Annotated in this window: 12 protein-coding genes; 5 read left to right on the plus strand and 7 right to left on the minus strand. The window is 64.9% G+C overall.

Annotated features, from left to right (window positions below; translation table 11 throughout):
- Nucleotides 1–58 precede the first annotated feature (58 nt).
- The 7 genes from AC5P5R_RS17170 to dnaA all read right to left on the minus strand — a co-directional run bounded on the left by AC5P5R_RS17170 (nt 59) and on the right by dnaA (nt 10,539).
- Entirely contained in the window at nt 59–1,246 is a 1,188-nt protein-coding gene (locus AC5P5R_RS17170; RefSeq protein WP_005411736.1) for a tetratricopeptide repeat protein, read from the minus strand.
- A gap of 132 nt (nt 1,247–1,378) precedes the next feature.
- The gene (locus tag AC5P5R_RS17175; protein ID WP_076739603.1) at nt 1,379–2,185 is read right to left on the minus strand and encodes a M48 family metallopeptidase; all 807 of its coding nucleotides are present in this window, start codon (nt 2,183–2,185) and stop codon (nt 1,379–1,381) included.
- A 71-nt stretch (nt 2,186–2,256) separates the two neighbouring features.
- Nucleotides 2,257–3,102, minus strand: coding sequence for a CPBP family intramembrane glutamic endopeptidase (locus AC5P5R_RS17180; protein WP_076739604.1), 846 nt, complete (start codon nt 3,100–3,102; stop codon nt 2,257–2,259).
- 67 nt (nt 3,103–3,169) lie between these two features.
- Nucleotides 3,170–5,629, minus strand: a complete 2,460-nt coding sequence (gene gyrB, locus AC5P5R_RS17185) for a DNA topoisomerase (ATP-hydrolyzing) subunit B (protein WP_005411733.1) — start codon at nt 5,627–5,629, stop codon at nt 3,170–3,172.
- 112 nt (nt 5,630–5,741) lie between these two features.
- Entirely contained in the window at nt 5,742–6,836 is a 1,095-nt protein-coding gene (recF, locus tag AC5P5R_RS17190) for a DNA replication/repair protein RecF (protein WP_043035313.1), read from the minus strand.
- A 995-nt stretch (nt 6,837–7,831) separates the two neighbouring features.
- Nucleotides 7,832–8,932: a DNA polymerase III subunit beta gene (gene dnaN, locus AC5P5R_RS17195; protein WP_005411731.1), complete on the minus strand. Its 1,101-nt coding sequence runs from the start codon at nt 8,930–8,932 to the stop codon at nt 7,832–7,834.
- A 275-nt stretch (nt 8,933–9,207) separates the two neighbouring features.
- Entirely contained in the window at nt 9,208–10,539 is a 1,332-nt protein-coding gene (dnaA, locus tag AC5P5R_RS17200; RefSeq protein ID WP_005411730.1) for a chromosomal replication initiator protein DnaA, read from the minus strand.
- Nucleotides 10,540–10,794: 255 nt separating this feature from the next.
- Here dnaA and rpmH point away from each other — a divergent pair, with 255 nt between their 5' ends.
- The 5 genes from rpmH to mnmE all read left to right on the plus strand — a co-directional run bounded on the left by rpmH (nt 10,795) and on the right by mnmE (nt 17,291).
- Nucleotides 10,795–10,935 carry a 50S ribosomal protein L34 gene (rpmH, locus tag AC5P5R_RS17205; RefSeq protein ID WP_005411729.1) on the plus strand — a complete coding sequence of 47 codons (141 nt, stop codon included), beginning with the start codon at nt 10,795–10,797 and terminating at the stop codon, nt 10,933–10,935.
- A gap of 5 nt (nt 10,936–10,940) precedes the next feature.
- Entirely contained in the window at nt 10,941–11,435 is a 495-nt protein-coding gene (gene rnpA, locus AC5P5R_RS17210) for a ribonuclease P protein component (protein ID WP_005411728.1), read from the plus strand.
- Nucleotides 11,435–13,150, plus strand: a complete 1,716-nt coding sequence (gene yidC, locus AC5P5R_RS17215) for a membrane protein insertase YidC (RefSeq protein ID WP_043035314.1) — start codon at nt 11,435–11,437, stop codon at nt 13,148–13,150. Before rnpA ends, yidC begins: the two co-directional genes overlap by 1 nt.
- 115 nt (nt 13,151–13,265) lie before the next feature.
- Complete coding sequence (locus AC5P5R_RS17220; RefSeq protein WP_100438161.1) at nt 13,266–15,938, plus strand: polysaccharide deacetylase family protein; 2,673 nt, start codon at nt 13,266–13,268, stop codon at nt 15,936–15,938.
- A gap of 3 nt (nt 15,939–15,941) precedes the next feature.
- Entirely contained in the window at nt 15,942–17,291 is a 1,350-nt protein-coding gene (gene mnmE / locus AC5P5R_RS17225; protein WP_005411725.1) for a tRNA uridine-5-carboxymethylaminomethyl(34) synthesis GTPase MnmE, read from the plus strand.
- Nucleotides 17,292–17,303 lie beyond the last annotated feature (12 nt).

Raw genomic sequence — 17,303 nt, forward strand, 5'->3', positions numbered from 1 at the left:
TATACCAATCCTGAGCGCCTGCGCATCAACTGGGCAGGCATTCAGGCGTTATTCCTACTTACTTCAGGTTGATGATTTTCTTGGCATCAGCCTGGTTCTTCACACCCTTCGCCAGCGCCTGCTGGGCGGCCTGCTTGGCCTCCGGGATGCGACCTTCGGCATGCAGGACGCGTGCCAGGTTCAGGTAGGTCTCACCGTCCTTGGACAGCGGGGCAGCCTTCTGCCACGCATCGATCGCCTGCGGCACCTGGTCGGAGTAGTAGTAGGACTGGGCCAGCGCCAGGTAAACCTGGTAGTCCGGCTTCAGGATGCCCTTCTGCAACCCTTCGTTGATGACCGCGATGACGTCCTTTTCCTTTTTGTCGGTGTTGGCATAGATGGAGTACAGCTGCTTGTACTCGCGCTCTTCGGTGAGCTGGCCGCTGCTGCGCAGCTTGTCCATCACCGCGGCCGCCTTGTCCATCTGGTCGGCCTGCATGTACATGCTGGCCAGGTTCAGCTGGGCCTTCTTGTCGTTCGGGTTCTTGGCGGCCAGCGCCTCGGCTTCCTTGACCGCTTCGCCGGACTGGCCGGCTTCGGACAGGGCCGCCATCAGCAGCTGGTTCCAGTTGTCCTTCGGTTCGGCGGAGCCGGCGATGGCCTGCTTCAGCACCGGAATCGCTTCCTGGTAGCGCTCCAGCTGGTACAGCGCCTGGCCCTTGGCGATCAGTTCTTCCGGCTTGGTCGACTTGCTCTCGGCGAAGTACTTGTCGAGGGTTGCCAGGCCTTCGGCTGTCTGGTCTTCCTGCAGCTGCAACTGGCCCAGCATCAGCATCGACTGGAAGTGGCCGTTGTTGTCCAGGCCGTTGAACTGCAGGACCTGCTTCAGGTAGGCGATGGCAGCCGGGGCGTCATCGGTCTGGTAGGCAGCCTGCGAGGCCAGCTGCGCGGCCAGCGACTTGTCGTACTCGTTCGCGGCGCTGTCAGCCAGGATGGCGTCGGCCTGGGTGCGGGTTTCCGGGAACTTTTCCTTGTTGTAGCTGTCGATCATTTTCTGCAGCTTGCTGCCCATCTTGGCCGAAGCCTTGACCGTCGGCTCCTGGCGGGTCGCGTTCGGGTACAGCGCCTCGGCCTTGGCCTGCTTGCCGCCACGGTTGCCGCGCTCGGAGGAACGCGAGGACTGCGCGAAGGCATCGGTGACCACGGCGCCGGTCAGGGCGGTCGCGACGAGGACGGAAAGCACAGCTTTGTGGTTACGGAAAATCATCGTTCACCTCGATCGAACCGCCGGTTAGCGGCAAAGTCGGACTGTCAGAAAAATCTGAGCCGCCAAACGTATCAGAAACAGATGGCGTGAGAAATCGTTTTATGTGCTGCAATACAGCATAGAACTGCGCACTCATCCGCACTTTGGCCGTAGCCCGGCCGCCTGCGCCTGCTGATAGACCGGCGTCAGGCCCGGGGCATCACGTCGCAGTTCCTGGATCCGGTTGGTCGGATCCGGGTGGGTGGACAGCCATTGCGGGCTGCGACCGCCGCTGGCGGCCATCATGTTCTGCCACAGGTCGACCGCCTGCGCCGGATTGAATCCGGCCTGGGCCATCAGCCGCTGGCCGATCACGTCAGCCTCGCTTTCCTGCGTCCGCGAGCCCGGCAGCAGGAAGGCAGTCTGCGCGCCCATGCCACCGAGCTGGTTGACGGTGCTGGCAGCACCTTCGCCGTAGGCTGCGCCAGCCAGCGCGCCGAGCACGGCCAGCCCGGTCTGCGCACCCATCTGGCGGGTGATGCGCTCTTCGTGGTGGCGGGCGATGACATGACCGATTTCATGGCCGATCACGGCAGCCAGCTGATCCTGGTTCTTGGCCACGGTGAAGATGCCGGTGTTCACGCCGACCTTGCCGCCGGGCAGGGCGAAGGCGTTGGGTTCCTTGTCGACGAATACCGCCGTCTCCCACCGTACGCCACGGTATTGAGCTGGCAACTGCGCGACCAGGGCGTTGACCACGCACTGCACGTAACCGTTCTGGCGGCCGTCGGTGCTGATCTTTTCCTTCTGCTTGGTTTCGGCGAACGCCTGTGCGCCGAGCTGGTCCAGCTGCGCCTGCGAGACGCCGCCCACCATCTGCCGGCGACCGGTAGGGGAGGTGGTGGTCGCGCAGGCGCTGACCAGGGTGGTGATGACAAGGGCCAGCAGCAGTTGTTTCATGGAAACTCCCCCGTGTTCATATGCGGAGTGTGTAGCGTAGCGGCTTAATCTTTCGTCAAGCGGACGCGGCCTTACGTTGACCCCAGGAACACCATCGCCGCAAGGGCGACCGCATTGTTCAGCGCATGGGCGGTGATCGCCGCCCACAACGTGCCGGTGCGCCGGTAGAGCCAGCAGAACGCGGCCCCCATGCCACCATAGACCAGCCACAGCTGTGCGATTTCGGCCGGGCCATTGGCACTCGTGCCAGGGATCTCATGGATCAGGGCAAATGCGAGGCTGCTCAGTACCACGCCCAACCCAGGCCGCCCGGCCTGCCACAGGCGGCCAAACAGCACGCGGCGGAACAGCAGTTCCTCGTAGGCCGGCGCCAGGACCACCGCGAACAGCACCAGGAACAACGGGAAACGTGCGATCGCGCTCTGCATCAGCGCCAGATTGGTGGGGACCGGCTCGACGCCGAACTGCTTGGCCAGGAAGGCGATGCCGTTGCTGCCGAGCACGATCAGGGTCGCCACCAGCAGGGTCCAGCCCCAGGTGGAGGAGCGGCGCAGCGCCTGGCGCGAGGCGTGGCGCTCGGCGGCGTTGGCCGGTCGTCGCCAGAAGTACAGCAGCAACGCGGCGCCACCGGTGGCGAACAGCGCCATGAGAATCTGCGCAAGCGCGCCGGGCTGGCCCAGTGACGCCGCGACCGAACTGGCGTCGGGTGCGCCAGCGCCAGCCTGCGCGTTCGCGTAACCAACCACCACGCCACGGTACAGGCCCCACAGCAGGCCGCTGACCAGGCTCAGGCCGAACAGGGTGACAGCGGCGATGCCCAGGTCGATGAAGAACCCCGCCAACGGCGAAACGGCACGCGGCGCGGCAGAAGCCGGCGGAACCGGGGGCGGAGCGGAGACCGGGGCGGATGCTGACATCAGGTACCTGTGTTCAAGAGTCGAAGGCCGGCGCGCCTCCCCGCGCGCCGGCCGTGTCCCGATTGTGTCAGATATCCAGGTTTGCGACCTTCAGCGCGTTGTCTTCGATGAAATCGCGACGCGGTTCGACGACATCGCCCATCAGGGTGCTGAAGATCTGGTCGGCTGCGACAGCGTCCTCGATACGCACCTGCAGCAGTCGGCGGGTTTCCGGGTTCACCGTGGTGTCCCACAGCTGCTCCGGATTCATTTCACCCAGACCCTTGAATCGCTGGATCTGGCGGCCGCGCTTGGCCTCCTCGAGCAGCCAGTTCTGTGCCTTGGCAAAGCTGTCGACTTCGATCGACTTGGCACCGCGGGAAATGGTCGCGCCCTCGCGGACCAGACCGTGCAGCAGCTTCGATGCCTGGTGGATCGCGCGCAGTTCGCCGCTTTCGAAGGCCGACATCGGCAGCACCTGGATGTGCTGTTCGCCCATGTGGCGACGGGTCACCAGCACAGCGGCCGGGCGCTCGTCGTTGGCTTCCTGCAGTTCCAGCGTGAAACGCGGGCTGCCCAGGCTGCCCTGGTTGAGGCGCTTGGCCAGTGCATCCAGGCCCTCGCCTTCGCCGGCAGCGCGCAGGCTTTCCAGGTCCATCGGCACGAAATCGACCAGCGCTTCAAGCAGGTTGCGGTCGTAGCGATGTGCGTTGCGCTCGATCGAATCCAGCGCGGCCGCGTAGGCCAGCAGCAGCTTTTCCAGCGCAAGGCCTTCGATGCCGGGCTCGCCGGTGGCCGGCACCAGCGCAGCGTTTTCCACCGCGCTGCTGGCCAGGTAGCTGTCCAGCGCCGGGTCGTCCTTCAGGTACAGCTCCTGCTTGCCCTGCTTGATCTTGTACAGCGGCGGCAGGCCGATGTAGACGTAACCGCGCTCGATCAGCTCCGGCATCTGACGGTAGAAGAACGTCAGCAGCAGGGTGCGGATGTGGGCGCCGTCGACGTCGGCGTCGGTCATGATGATGATCTTGTGGTAACGCAGCTTGTCCGGGTTGTACTCGTCTCGGCCGATGCCGGTGCCCAGCGCCGTGATCAGCGTGCCGACCTGGTCGGAGGACAGCATGCGGTCGAAGCGCGCGCGTTCCACGTTGAGGATCTTGCCGCGCAGCGGCAGCACCGCCTGGTTCTTGCGGTTGCGGCCCTGCTTGGCCGAGCCACCTGCCGAGTCACCCTCGACGATGAACAGTTCGGACAGCGCCGGATCCTTTTCCTGGCAGTCGGCCAGCTTGCCCGGCAGGCCGGCGATATCCAGCGCGCCCTTGCGGCGGGTCAGGTCGCGGGCCTTTCGCGCCGCTTCACGTGCGCGCGCGGCGTCGACGATCTTGCCGGCGATCGCCTTGGCTTCGTTCGGGTTCTCCTGCAGGAACTCTTCCAGGCGCGCACCGAAGGCGTTTTCCACCGCCGGACGCACGTCGGAGCTGACCAGCTTTTCCTTGGTCTGGCTGGAGAAGCTCGGGTCCGGCACCTTCACCGACAGCACCGCGATCATGCCTTCTCGCATGTCGTCGCCGGTCAGGTTGATCTTGGCCTGCTTGGCGATGCCGTTCTGCTCGATGTAGTTGTTGAGCACACGGGTCAGCGCACCGCGGAAACCAGCCAGGTGGGTACCGCCGTCCTTCTGCGGAATGTTGTTGGTGAAGCAGTACATCGTCTCCTGATAGGAGTCGGTCCACTGCAGCGCCACATCCACGACGATGCCGTTGTGCTCGCCGGTGACTGAAATGACGTTCGGGTGCAGCGGCGTCTTCAGCTGGGCCAGATGCTCCACGAAGCTGCGGATGCCACCCTCGTAGTGGAAGTCATCGCGACGGCCGTCGCCACGCTCGTCGGCAAGGACGATCTTGACGCCGGAGTTCAGGAACGACAGTTCGCGCAGGCGGCGGGCCAGGATGTCGTAGTGGAACTCCACGTTGTCGTGGAAGGCGACGGTGGACGGCCAGAAGCGCACGGTAGTGCCGCGCTTGGTGGTGGTTTCCAGCTTGGCCAGCGCGGTCACTGCGGCGCCGTTGCTGAATTCCTGCTGGTAGTGGAAGCCGTTCTGGAACACGTCCACCAGCAGCTTCTGCGACAGCGCGTTGACCACACTGACGCCGACGCCGTGCAGGCCGCCCGAAACCTTGTAGCTGTTGTCGTCGAACTTGCCGCCTGCGTGCAGGACGGTCATGACGACTTCGGCTGCAGACACTTCGCGACCGAGCTTGGCACTCATCTGCTCGTGCTTGCCAGTCGGGATACCACGGCCGTTGTCGGACACCGAGACCGAACCGTCGGCGTGGATCGTCACCGCAACGTGGTCGGCGTGGCCGGCCAGCGCTTCGTCGATCGAGTTGTCGACGACCTCGAACACCATGTGGTGCAGACCGGTGCCGTCATGCACGTCACCGATGTACATGCCGGGACGCTTGCGGACAGCCTCCAGGCCTTCCAGGGCGGTAATGCTGTTGGCGTCGTAATTGCCGTTGTTTGCCGGGGTGTTCTGTTCGTCGCTCATTGCGCTTGCCGTAGGCTCCGCAGGTCGGCCACCGCTTGGAGCGATGTGCCGAGAATGAAAGGATTCCAACCCGAATTATACCAGCCGGGGTCGAGCGGCCCTGGTGTGCCCACTATGGCACAGCCACGATCTGTGCATGTTCCACGTGGAACCGGGCGATGTGGGTCAGGTCCAGCAGTGCCGCCGGGGTTTCGGTAGCGGTGATGAAGATCTGTGCCGGCCCATTGAGCAGGCGCTCCAGCACCCGCGCCTGATGGGTGCGATCCAGCTCCGAGGCCAGATCGTCCAGCGCGATCACCGGCCATTCGCCGCGCTGTTCCGCATAGTCCTCGGCCTGCGCCAGCAGGCAGGCCAACGCCGTCAGCTTGGCCTGACCACGGGACAACGCATCGCGGCCCGGAATGCTGTGGAAATCCACACTCCAGTCTGCCCGGTGTGGGCCGACCGAGGTATAGCCGGCCTGCCGGTCGCGTTCCCGGGCCAGAAGCAGGGCATCGGCCAAGGGAAGCTCATGCCGCCGCCAACCGGGGCTCAGTTCCAGACCCTGGATGCCGAGTTGCGGAGCCAGGCTGGCGGCCAAGGCCACCGTGCGCTGCTGCAGACGCTCCAGGTAGTGCTGACGGCGGCTGGTCAGCGGTTCCCCGGCCTCGGCCAGCTCGTGATCCCAGGTATCGAGCATCCGCGACGGCCCGCCCTGCTTGAGCAGAGCATTGCGCTGCTTCAGCGCCCGGGAATAGCGGCGCCACAGGGAGAGAAAACCCGGTTCCACGTGGAACAAGCCCCAATCGAGGAAACGCCGGCGGGGTTCGCCCCCCCCACTGACCAGTGCATGGCTCCCCGGCTCGAACGTCACCACGGCCAGCGCTGCGCAGAGATTGCCCAGCTGCGCGACATCCTCGCCGTCCAATCGCCCCTTCCAGTCCTGGCCACTGTGGCGCAGCCCGGCCTTTCGGCGGTGCGGCGGGTGATCGGCACGCTGTTCGTCCCATTCCACGAAGATCTCCAACGCTTCCTGGCCCTGGCGCACCAATCCGTCGCGGACCCGGCCACGGAAGCTGCGCCCGTAGGCCATCAGGTGCAGGGCTTCGAGCACGCTGGTCTTGCCGGCACCGTTGTCGCCGGTCAGCAGGTTCAATCCAGGCTGGGGCGACAGGTCCACCGCACTGAAGCGACGCAGTTGGTGCAGGGCGAGGCGGCGGATAAGCATGGGGCGCGAAGGACCATCCGCACGAGGCGGTAGTGGGGCAGGGAATCCATCAGCTTACTGCATCGGTCAAGCCAGCCGTGGCGCGCCAGACATCGCCACTGTGCTGAAGCCTCCGCCTGGCAACCCTACGCGTGTTCCACGTGGTGGCGCTCCCTCACCTGGGCTCGCCTGGGTCTGGATATGCCCGGGAATCCTTGAATTCTGAGCGGCGGCGCAGGGTACAGGCCTTCAGATTTCATCGATTTCAGCCTCATTCCGCGAGCATCGCCAGGTGCCCCCGACGGCGGGTTGCGCGAACAGCGCGCGGATTTCTTGAAATCTACGATGCGATGCCGTGGAGGGTTCCACAGATTTCAAAGAATTCAGCCCATTCGTTTCACGCTGTCCACAGCGGGTCTGTATGACTTATACACAAGGTATGGGCAAACTGTGGATAAAAAAGCCCTTTTGCCCGACCTGCGAAACTATCCACAGGTTCCCCCCCAGCCTGAGGGGCCTCTATACAGGGGGTTTCAGCTGCATAAATCTCTTAAAAATCAATTGGATAATGCATTTTTCCACGAAATCTGGGCCTACCATCACCAGCATGCTTTAGATTTATACCCAGATTTAGAAGCTAGGCCAGCTCTGATCCGGCCCCAACCACGCCTGTGGACAGTGACGTCTGCAGATGAAGCAACCACTGCGATAGCGGATGCGATCCGCTTCATCCATCCGACCAGATTGGGTCACCTGCAATCAGGCTGAAGACCCGGAACTGCGTACTCGATCGAAGTTGGCTGGGCAGCGCCCAGGTCAGCAACCTGGATTCCTACCGCGCAGGGCCGATTGCATCGGAGGGCCAACCAAGAACAATCGGCAAGCAGCAATCTCGAGCAAGACATTCGTCCAGACCTGGAGATTCCGCGAACTCCGATGCTCCACGTGGAACCTGAAAAAAAAAACGCCCGGGGAGATCCCGGGCGTCCTTCGGTTCCACGTGGAACAGGCTGCTGTCAGAGACGCAGCGGCATCACCACGTGGCGCGACTTCTCGCTGCTGGATTCACGCACCAGCGCAGAAGAGTTGGAATCGCGCAGCTGGATGATGACCTCCTCATCCCGCAGCGCGGAGAGGGCGTCCAGCAGGTAGTTCACGTTGAAGCCAATGGCCAGATCACTGACCGTGGTGTCGGCTTCGATCTCTTCCTGGGCTTCTTCCTGTTCCGGATTGTGCGCGCTGATCTTCAGGTTGCCCGGCGAGACTTCCACGCGGATGCCGCGGTACTTCTCGTTGGACAGGATCGCGGCGCGCTGCAGCGAGGCACGCAGTGCTTCACGATCAACCTTCACTTCGCGGTCGGCACCGATCGGAATCACCGCTTCGTAATCCGGGAAACGACCGTCGATCAGCTTCGAGGTGAAGGTGACATCGTCGCGCTTGACGCGCACGTGGCTGCGGCCGACTTCCAGTTCGATCTCGCGATCGCCGCTCTCCAGCAGGCGCTGCAGCTCGGTCACGCCCTTGCGCGGCACGATGATCTGGCGCTTGGAACCGCTGGGCTTGGCCAGATCGGTTTCGCACAGGGCCAGGCGATGGCCGTCGGTGGCGACCGTGCGCAGCGCATCGCCGCGCAGGTCGAACAGCAGGCCGTTGAGGTAGTAGCGCACGTCCTGCTGGGCCATCGCGAACGCAGTGCGCTCGATCAGTTCCTTCAGGGTTGCTTCGCCGATCGCCACACGCTCGGTAGCTTCCACTTCGTCCACCGACGGGAAGTCGTTGGAGGGCAGGGTAGCCAGGGTGAAGCGGCTACGGCCGGCCTGCACGGTGATCTTGTCACCGGTCTGCGAGACGGTAATCCGGCTGCCGTCGGGCAGGGCGCGGATGATCTCGAACAGCTTGCGGGCGGGAATGGTGGTTTCGCCGTCCTGGGCATCTTCAACCGCGATCCGCGACACCATTTCCACTTCCAGGTCGGTACCGGTCAGCGACAGCTGGCCGTTCTGCACCTGGACCAGGAAATTGGCCAGAACCGGAAGGGTCTGGCGGCGTTCGACCACGTTGACGACCTGTGCCAACGGCTTGAGAAAGGCTTCGCGCTGCAGTGTGAAACGCATGTGGTTCCGTGCCCCTATGCTTTAAAAAATGTGGAATAAATCAAAAGCTTGGTGGTGCTGGTAGAGACAGAATCGCTGGAAAACAACGCTAAGTCTTTGTAAATAAAAGGATTTCTGGCATCGAAACCCTCTGTATTACCGACCCCCAGGGGGTGGGGAAAGCTGTGGATAAAACCGACGCGATTTCAAACGCCATTTTTATCCACAACGTGTCCCGCGCTTGCTACCGGATTCTGCACCGTTTTGTGCGATGACGCCTCATCGGCATCCGTGCATCATTCGCTCAGCTTCCGGATCAGCTTGTCCCAGTCCTCGCGGAGCTTGCCGTCGGTTTCCATCAGGGTCCGGATCTGGCGGCAGGCATGCAGCACCGTGGTGTGATCGCGACCGGCAAAGGCATCGCCGATCTCGGGCAGGCTGTGCTCGGTCAGTTCCTTGGTCAGGGCCATGGCGACCTGGCGCGGGCGTGCCAGCGAGCGGGTCCGACGCTTCGACAGCAGATCCTTGATCTGCAGGCCGTAGTAGTCGGCAACGGTTTTCTGGATGTTGGGAATGCTGATCGCCTGCTGCTGGGCGCGCAGCAGGTCGCGCAGGGTTTCCTGGGCGAATTCGGTGGTGATCGCGCGGCCGGTGAAATTGGCGCGGGCGGTCAGGGTATTGAGCGCGCCTTCGAGGTCGCGCACGTTGGAGCGCATCTTCTTGGCGATCAGGAACGCAACATCATCGGGAATCTCGGCACCGCGTTCGCGTGCCTTGGCCAGCACGATCGCGGCGCGGGTCTCGAAGTCCGGCGGTTCGATCGCGACCGACAGGCCCCAGGCAAGCCGCGACTTCAGGCGCGCTTCCAGGCCCTCGACTTCGCGCGGATAGCGGTCGCAGGTCAGGATGATCTGCTGCTTGCCATCGAACAACGCGTTGAAGGTGTGGAAGAACTCTTCCTGGGTGCGGTCCTTGCCGGCGAAGAACTGGATGTCATCGATCAGCAGCGCGTCCACCTGCTGGAACTGGCGCTTGAACTGATCCATGGTCTTTTCCTGCAGGGCCCGGATCATCGCGCTGAAGAACTGTTCCGAACGCAGGTACAGCACCTTCGCGCCCGGATTGGCCTGGCGCATGGCGTTGCCGGCGGCGAACATCAGGTGGGTCTTGCCCAGGCCGGTGCCCCCGTACAGCAGCAGCGGGTTGTGCGCGCGGTCGCCCGGCTTCTGCGCCGCCTGGAAGGCGGCGGCCAGGCCCAGCTGGTTGCTGCGGCCTTCGACGAAGTTGGCGAACGTGTAGTGGTTGTCCAGGTTGCCGGCGAACGGCACCTGCGGTTCGCTGGACACATGCGCCGACGGCGTGGAAACCGGCGCGTTCTGCGCCTCCACAGGGCGCGGGCGCGAGCCGATTTCAAGAAAAACGTCGCTGAAACCGGCGAAGTGCGCCAGCAGTTCGCGGATCCGGGCCAGGTACAGCTCGCGGACCTGGTCGACGATGAAGGCATTCGGTGCATACAGCACCAGGCTGTCCACGCGCAGATCGGCCTGCAGTGGCTTCAGCCAGGTATGAACGTCTTCCGGCGGGAACTCCGCTTCGAGGCGCTCGAGACTACGGGACCAAGCATCCATCAGCAATAATCGTCCGGTGGCCGGGGCATGGACGCGACAAGGCGCCCAAACACAGGCCTGAAAGGGGGGAAATGGATGGCTCAGACTACCACCGAGCGCCCGCCTTCGGAATGCTTGTCCCCTACTTATTCACAAAAACATCCACAGCTATTGCACAGCCCGGTGAATTCGCGTAGCTGCCAGGGGTTGACTTGGGGCAGGGTACCTCTCTAGAATTTCCGGTTCTTTCCGTCCCATTCATACGAGAGGCCCCCAATGGCCACGAAGCGCACCTACCAGCCCAGCAACCTCAAGCGTAAGCGCGACCACGGCTTCCGTGCCCGTATGAAGACCGCTGACGGCCGCAAGATCCTGTCGCGTCGCCGCGCCAAGGGCCGCAAAGTCCTGAGCGCCTGATTGCCATGCCGCACCCCGCGGCAGACGCAATCCCTTCGACAGTGAATACTGCAGACCCGCGCAAGCGATTCCCTCGCTCTGCGCGGGTTCGCACGCGTGCCGAATACTCAACGGTCTTCAACGGCGCCCGCCGTGTGTCCGATCCGCTGATGACCCTGCACTGGCTGCCGGCTGACCGGCCGGCCAGGCTGGGTCTGGCGGTTTCCCGCAAGGTTGATCCGAACGCCGTCGGGCGTAACCGGATCAAGCGCGTCCTGCGCGACATCCTGCGTCAGACACGTACCGACATCCAGCCAGGCGACTTTGTCGTCGTGGCTCGTAGTGCTGCGCGTTCCGCCAGCAACGACGAGATCCGCCAGGCCTTCCTGCGCCTGCTGCGTCGCCTGCGTGCATTGCCCACGCCGGGCGTGGACGGCACAATGCCGCCGCCTGATGGCATCGCAACTCCTTCTTTGACCGAGCCGGCATCGCGTCCCGGCCCCGCCGAGCCTGTCCGCTGATGAACCAGACCCGCGTATTCCTCATTTTTGCCTGGCTGATGGTGGCCGTGCTGCTGTGGATGGAGTGGAGCCGTGAAAAGGCTGCTCCGACCCCGGCACCAACCACCACGTCGGCCCCGGCCGCCGCACAGAGTGTTCCGGGCGCGAACCCCGGCGCCATCCCCAGCGCCCAGGTGCCGGGCGCCCCCGGCCAGGCCGCCGCACAGGCCCAGGCCAGCGCTACCCCGGCCAGCCAGCGCGTGACCGTCACCACCGACGTGCTGCGCCTGGTGCTCGACGGCGGCCGCGTGCTCGACGCCGAGCTGCTGCAGTTCCCGCAGACCAAGGACGAAGGCAGCCCGCCGGTCCGCCTGCTGACCGAAGACCCCGCGCACCCGTACAGCGCGATCAGTGGCTGGGCCAGCGAAGACAGGAACACCCCGGTCCCCGGCGCCGACGGCTTCAAGCTGGTGGGTGACACCAAGGACTTCGTGCTGGCCAAGGGCCAGAACGAGCTGCAGATCCCGTTCGTGTGGACCGCCGACAACGGCGTGACCATCAAGCGCACCCTGACCGTCTCGCGCAACGAGTACGCCGTGCGCTTCAAGGACGAAGTCAGCAACGCTGGCGCCGCGCCGTGGAACGGCTACGTCTACCGCACCCTGGACCGCACCCCGACCATCCTGTCGCGGAGCATGACCAACCCCGATTCCTTCAGCTTCAACGGTGCCACCTGGTACGACAACGACAAGAAGTACCAGCGTCGTGCGTTCAAGGACTACCTGGAAGACGGCACGCTGAACCAGAACATCACCGGCGGCTGGCTGGCGATGCTGCAGCACCACTTCTTCACCGCCTGGATCCCGCAGAAGGACCAGACCGCACACTACGTGCTGTCGCAGGTGGCTGGTCGTGACCTGATCGAAGCGCGTGGCCCGGCCTTCACCGTGGCCCCGGGCCAGTCCACCAGCACCGAAGCCCGCCTGTGGGTCGGCCCGAAGCTGGTCAACCTGATCGCCAAGGAAGACGTGCCGGGCCTGGACCGCGTGGTCGACTACAGCCGCTTCTCGATGATGGCGGTGATCGGCCAGGGCCTGTTCTGGGTGCTGAACCAGGTGCACAAGCTGGTCGGCAACTGGGGCTGGGCGATCGTCGGCCTGGTGGTGCTGCTGAAGCTGGTGCTGTACCCGCTGTCGGCAACCCAGTACAAGAGCGGCGCCAAGATGCGTCGTTTCCAGCCGCGCATCGCGCAGCTGAAGGAACGCTATGGCGATGACCGCCAGAAGTTCCAGACCGCGATGATGGAGCTGTACAAGAAGGAAAAGATCAATCCGATGGGGGGCTGCCTGCCGATCCTCATCCAGATGCCGATCTTCTTCGCTCTGTACTGGGTGCTGGTGGAATCGGTCGAACTGCGCCAGGCGCCCTGGTTCGGCTGGATCCAGGACCTGACCGCACGCGACCCGTACTTCATCCTGCCGGTCATCAACGTGGCAGTGATGTGGTTCACCCAGAAGCTGACCCCGGCACCGGGCATGGACCCGATGCAGCAGAAGATGATGCAGTTCATGCCGCTGGTGTTCGGCGTCATGATGGCCTTCATGCCGTCCGGCCTGGTCCTGTACTGGGTGGTCAACGGCGGCCTGGGCCTGCTGCAGCAGTGGTGGATGACCAAGCGCCATGGCGGCGAGCCGGTCCCGGCCACCACCGCGCCGGCCCCGCTCAAAAAGAAGTAATCGGTAGAGCCGGCCGCTGGCCGGCTGACCCCAGCAAAAGCCCGCCGCAAGGCGGGCTTTTCGCATGCGGCGTTAGAATCGCCGGCACACCGTTCCTCCCACCTTCGAGTCCACCATGCAGCGTGCGTCGTCGTTCCGCCTGTTCCTGCCGTCGCTGTTGTTGACCCTGGTCGTTGCCGGCTGTGGCGACAAGGACGCGAAGGCGCCGGCGACCACGGTCACCCAGCCCAGCGCGCAGGCCGCGGCCGCCGCCGATCCCGCCGCTGCACCGTTGCTGGCCGCACTGCAGAAGCAGCTCGACGGCTACCGCCGCATCACCGTGCTGCTGGCCGACGAGGAACAGCAGTCGGCTGCCGACCGCGGTACCTCCACGCGCGTGGGCCAGCAGCTGTTCCACGATGGCCTGGAACAGCGCACGGCCATCGCCGCGCAGTTCGACACGCTGCTGCGCGGCTCCAGTCCGCAGCGCTTCGCCACCCTCGGCACCGTGCTGGACTACATCGAGTCGGCGCCGGAACTGTTCGACGCCGACCGCCTGGCCTTCCGCGAAGTGCTGCGTGACCTGCATGAACGGGTCGGCACCGATTCGTCGCTGCCGGCGGTGAAGCTGCACCAGCGCATCGGTGAGGACCTGGAGGCGCTTGATGAGATCGAGCGCAACTACAACCAGGAACTGACCCGCATCTTCAGCCGTTTCGAGCGCACCCGCGCCATCGAACTGAAGCGTGAGAAGTGGGACGACTACATCGCCCACCTGCACAAGGACTACAGCCGCGAAGCGATCCTGCGCGACTATGGCGTGATCGAGCCGTACCCGATGTCGATGAAGGACAGCGACCGCGAGATCTTCGGCCGCGACCTGCCGGCCAAGACCGTTGTGCTCACCTTCGACGATGGCCCGCACAAGGCCTACACCGATGAAGTGGTGGCCATCCTCAAGCGCTACGATGTGCCGGGCGTGTTCTTCGAAGTGGGCCGCAACCTCGGCAAGGTCGAGGCCGACGGCAAGGTCAGCCTCGGCCCGATGGCGAAGATCAGCCGCAACCTGATGGAAGAGGGCTATGCGGTCGGCAATCACAGCCTGACCCACGCCCAGCTGTCGCGCACCACCGGTGACGCGCTGCGCCAGCAGGTGCTGGACACCGACACGCTGCTGAAGGATGTCGACAGCAAGCGCGCGCCGCTGTTCCGCTTCCCCTATGGCGCACGCAATGCCGAAGGCCTGCAGCTGCTCAACGAAGCCGGGCTGAAGTCGATCATGTGGAACATCGACTCGATGGACTGGGCCGACCCGGTGCCGGAGTCGATCGTGCAGCGCGTACTCGACCAGGTGAACAAGGAACAGCGCGGCATCATCCTGTTCCACGACATTCACGATCGTGCGGTGAAGGCGCTGCCGCAGATCCTCGACCGGCTGATCGCCGATGGCTACCAGTTCGCTGGCTGGAACGGCCGCGACTTCACGGTCGCCCGTGCGCGCAAGGGCGCGACCAACGATGCCACCGTCACCACCGGCTACGAGAAGTCCTGGGCGATCGTGGTCGGCATCGACAACTACGCCAAGTGGCCGAAGCTGGAGTACGCCAGCCACGATGCGCAGGCGGTGGCCGATACCCTGACCGGGCAGTTCGGCTTCCCGTCCTCGCAGGTGATCGTGCTGAAGAACGAGCAAGCCACGCGCAACAACATCCTGGCTGCCTTCCACGACCGTCTGGCCGATGACCGCACTGGCAAGAACGATCGCGTGTTCGTGTTCTTCGCCGGCCATGGCGCGACCCGCCAGCTCGCCTCCGGGCGCGACCTCGGCTACATCATCCCGGTCGATTCGGACCCGAAGGAATTCGCTACCGACGCCATCGCGATGACCGACATCCAGAACATCGCCGAGAGCATGCAGGCCAAGCACGTGATGTTCGTGATGGATGCCTGCTACAGCGGCCTGGGCCTGACCCGTGGCGGTCCATCGTCGTCGTCGTTCCTGCGCGAGAACGCGCGGCGCAGCGCGCGGCAGATGCTGACCGCCGGCGGTGCCGACCAGCAGGTGGCCGACGCCGGTCCGAACGGCCACTCGGTGTTCACCTGGGTGCTGCTGCAGGCATTGGCCGGCAAGGGCGACCTCAACGGCGATGGGCTGATCACCGGTACCGAACTGGCCGCCTACGTTGCGCCGGCCGTCTCAGCCGTTTCACACCAGACCCCGGCCTTCGGCAGCCTGCCCGGTTCGCAGGGCGGCGAGTTCGTGTTCCAGGTGCCGGACAGCCAGGAGTTCCTCAATGCCGATACGCGCCAGTTGACCGCCGATGCGATCGCACTGAACAACAAGGTTGAAGCCGCCAGCGAAGCCAAGGGCAGCCAGGCGCCGGTGACGGTGGCCGACCTGCAGGGCGGCAAGGCCGAGCTGGTGGTGCCCACTGCGGGCCCGGCGTCGGATCGCCAGCGCGCGCAGCAGGCCAATGACCGCGGCCTGCAGCTGTACCGCGAGAAGCAGTACGACGAGGCGGTGGCGCAGTTCACCGAGGCACTGAAGCTGCGTCCGGACTTCGCCCAGGCCGCCAACAACCTCGGCTTCGTCTACTACCGCCAGCAGCGCTATGCCGAAGCTGCGCGCTGGCTGGAGAACACGCTGAAGATCGACCCCTCGCGTGCAGTGGCCTATCTCAACCTGGGTGATGCCTACTTCAACGCCGGCGACAAGGCCAAGGCCAAGCAGGCCTACACCACCTACCTGGCGTTGCAGCCGCAGGGCAGTGGCGCGGCCCAGGCGCGCGCACAGCTGGAGAAGCTCTGAGCCATGAACGACGCGATCCGCACCGACACCATCGTCGCCATCGCCAGCGCCCCTGGCGCCGGCGGTGTCGGCCTGCTGCGCCTGTCCGGCCCGCGTGCTGCGGCCATCGCCAATGCACTGGGTGCACCTGCACTGCGTCCGCGCCACGCGCACTACGCGCGCCTGCGTGATGCCGAAGGCGAGGTCATCGACGATGGCATCGTGCTGTGGTTCCCGGCACCGAACAGCTTCACCGGCGAGGAAGTGGTGGAACTGCAGGGCCACGGCAGCCCGGTGCTGCTGCAGCAGCTGGTCGCGCGCTGCATCGCGCTCGGCGCGCGCCAGGCGCGGCCGGGTGAGTTCAGTGAACGGGCATTCCTCAACGGCAAGCTCGACCTGGCCCAGGCCGAGGCCATCGCCGACCTGATCGCCGCGGGCGACAACCGCGCCGCGCGCGCGGCACGTCGCTCGCTGGATGGCGTGTTCTCGCGCCGCATCGACGCCGTGGTCGAGCAGCTGGTGCTGCTGCGCATCCACGTGGAAGCGGCCATCGATTTTGCCGACGAACCGCTGGATACGCTCGGTGGCGCGCAGGTGCGGCGTGGGCTGGAACAGGCGCGCAGCGATCTGGCCCTGCTGCGCCGCGATGCCGAACGCGGCCGTCGCCTGCGCGATGGCCTGCACGCGGTGCTGATCGGTCCGCCGAACGCCGGCAAGAGTTCACTGCTCAACGCGCTGGCCGGCAGCGAACGCGCCATCGTCACCGACATCGCCGGTACCACCCGCGACACCCTGCGCGAGACCATCCGCCTGGACGGCCTGGAGCTGACCCTGGTCGACACCGCCGGCCTGCGCGACGGTGGTGATGCCATCGAACGCGAAGGCATGCGCCGCGCCCACGTGGAAATCGAGCGCACCGATCTGGCGCTGATCGTGCTGGATGCGCGCGATCCGGCGGCTGGCGAAGCGGCGCTGGGCGAGGCCGTGGCGGCGGTGCCGCACAAGGTCTACATCCACAACAAGTCGGACCTGCTGGAGGCGTTGCCGTCGCTGGACGATCCGGACCGCGTGTTCGTTTCGGCCGCCACCGGCGCCGGGCTCGACGATCTGCACGCGCGTCTGCGTTCGATCGCTTCGGCCGGGGCAGGGGAGCAGGTGGATGGCGAGTTCTCCGCGCGCACGCGCCATGTGGATGCAATCGAACGTGCGCAGGAACATGCGCAGCGCGCCGATGGCGAGCTGGCGCACGAGCACCTGGAGCTGGCCGCCGAGGAACTGCGGCTGGCGCATGACGCGCTGGGTGAGATCACTGGGCAGATGAGTGCCGATGATCTGCTGGGGAGGATCTTCTCCAGTTTCTGCATCGGCAAGTAAGCCTTGGTAGTG

The sequence above is a fragment of the Stenotrophomonas sp. YJH_SMC_19 genome (assembly GCF_059367915.1).

What these genes read in the sequence shown, in the direction of transcription:
- AC5P5R_RS17170 (WP_005411736.1), bottom strand. Translation starts at nt 1,246, where the DNA reads ATGATTTTCCGTAACCACAAAGCTGTGCTTTCCGTCCTCGTCGCGACC.
- AC5P5R_RS17175 (WP_076739603.1), bottom strand. Translation starts at nt 2,185, where the DNA reads ATGAAACAACTGCTGCTGGCCCTTGTCATCACCACCCTGGTCAGCGCC.
- AC5P5R_RS17180 (WP_076739604.1), bottom strand. Translation starts at nt 3,102, where the DNA reads ATGTCAGCATCCGCCCCGGTCTCCGCTCCGCCCCCGGTTCCGCCGGCT.
- gyrB (WP_005411733.1), bottom strand. Translation starts at nt 5,629, where the DNA reads ATGAGCGACGAACAGAACACCCCGGCAAACAACGGCAATTACGACGCC.
- recF (WP_043035313.1), bottom strand. Translation starts at nt 6,836, where the DNA reads ATGCTTATCCGCCGCCTCGCCCTGCACCAACTGCGTCGCTTCAGTGCG.
- dnaN (WP_005411731.1), bottom strand. Translation starts at nt 8,932, where the DNA reads ATGCGTTTCACACTGCAGCGCGAAGCCTTTCTCAAGCCGTTGGCACAG.
- dnaA (WP_005411730.1), bottom strand. Translation starts at nt 10,539, where the DNA reads ATGGATGCTTGGTCCCGTAGTCTCGAGCGCCTCGAAGCGGAGTTCCCG.
- rpmH (WP_005411729.1), top strand. Translation starts at nt 10,795, where the DNA reads ATGGCCACGAAGCGCACCTACCAGCCCAGCAACCTCAAGCGTAAGCGC.
- rnpA (WP_005411728.1), top strand. Translation starts at nt 10,941, where the DNA reads ATGCCGCACCCCGCGGCAGACGCAATCCCTTCGACAGTGAATACTGCA.
- yidC (WP_043035314.1), top strand. Translation starts at nt 11,435, where the DNA reads ATGAACCAGACCCGCGTATTCCTCATTTTTGCCTGGCTGATGGTGGCC.
- AC5P5R_RS17220 (WP_100438161.1), top strand. Translation starts at nt 13,266, where the DNA reads ATGCAGCGTGCGTCGTCGTTCCGCCTGTTCCTGCCGTCGCTGTTGTTG.
- mnmE (WP_005411725.1), top strand. Translation starts at nt 15,942, where the DNA reads ATGAACGACGCGATCCGCACCGACACCATCGTCGCCATCGCCAGCGCC.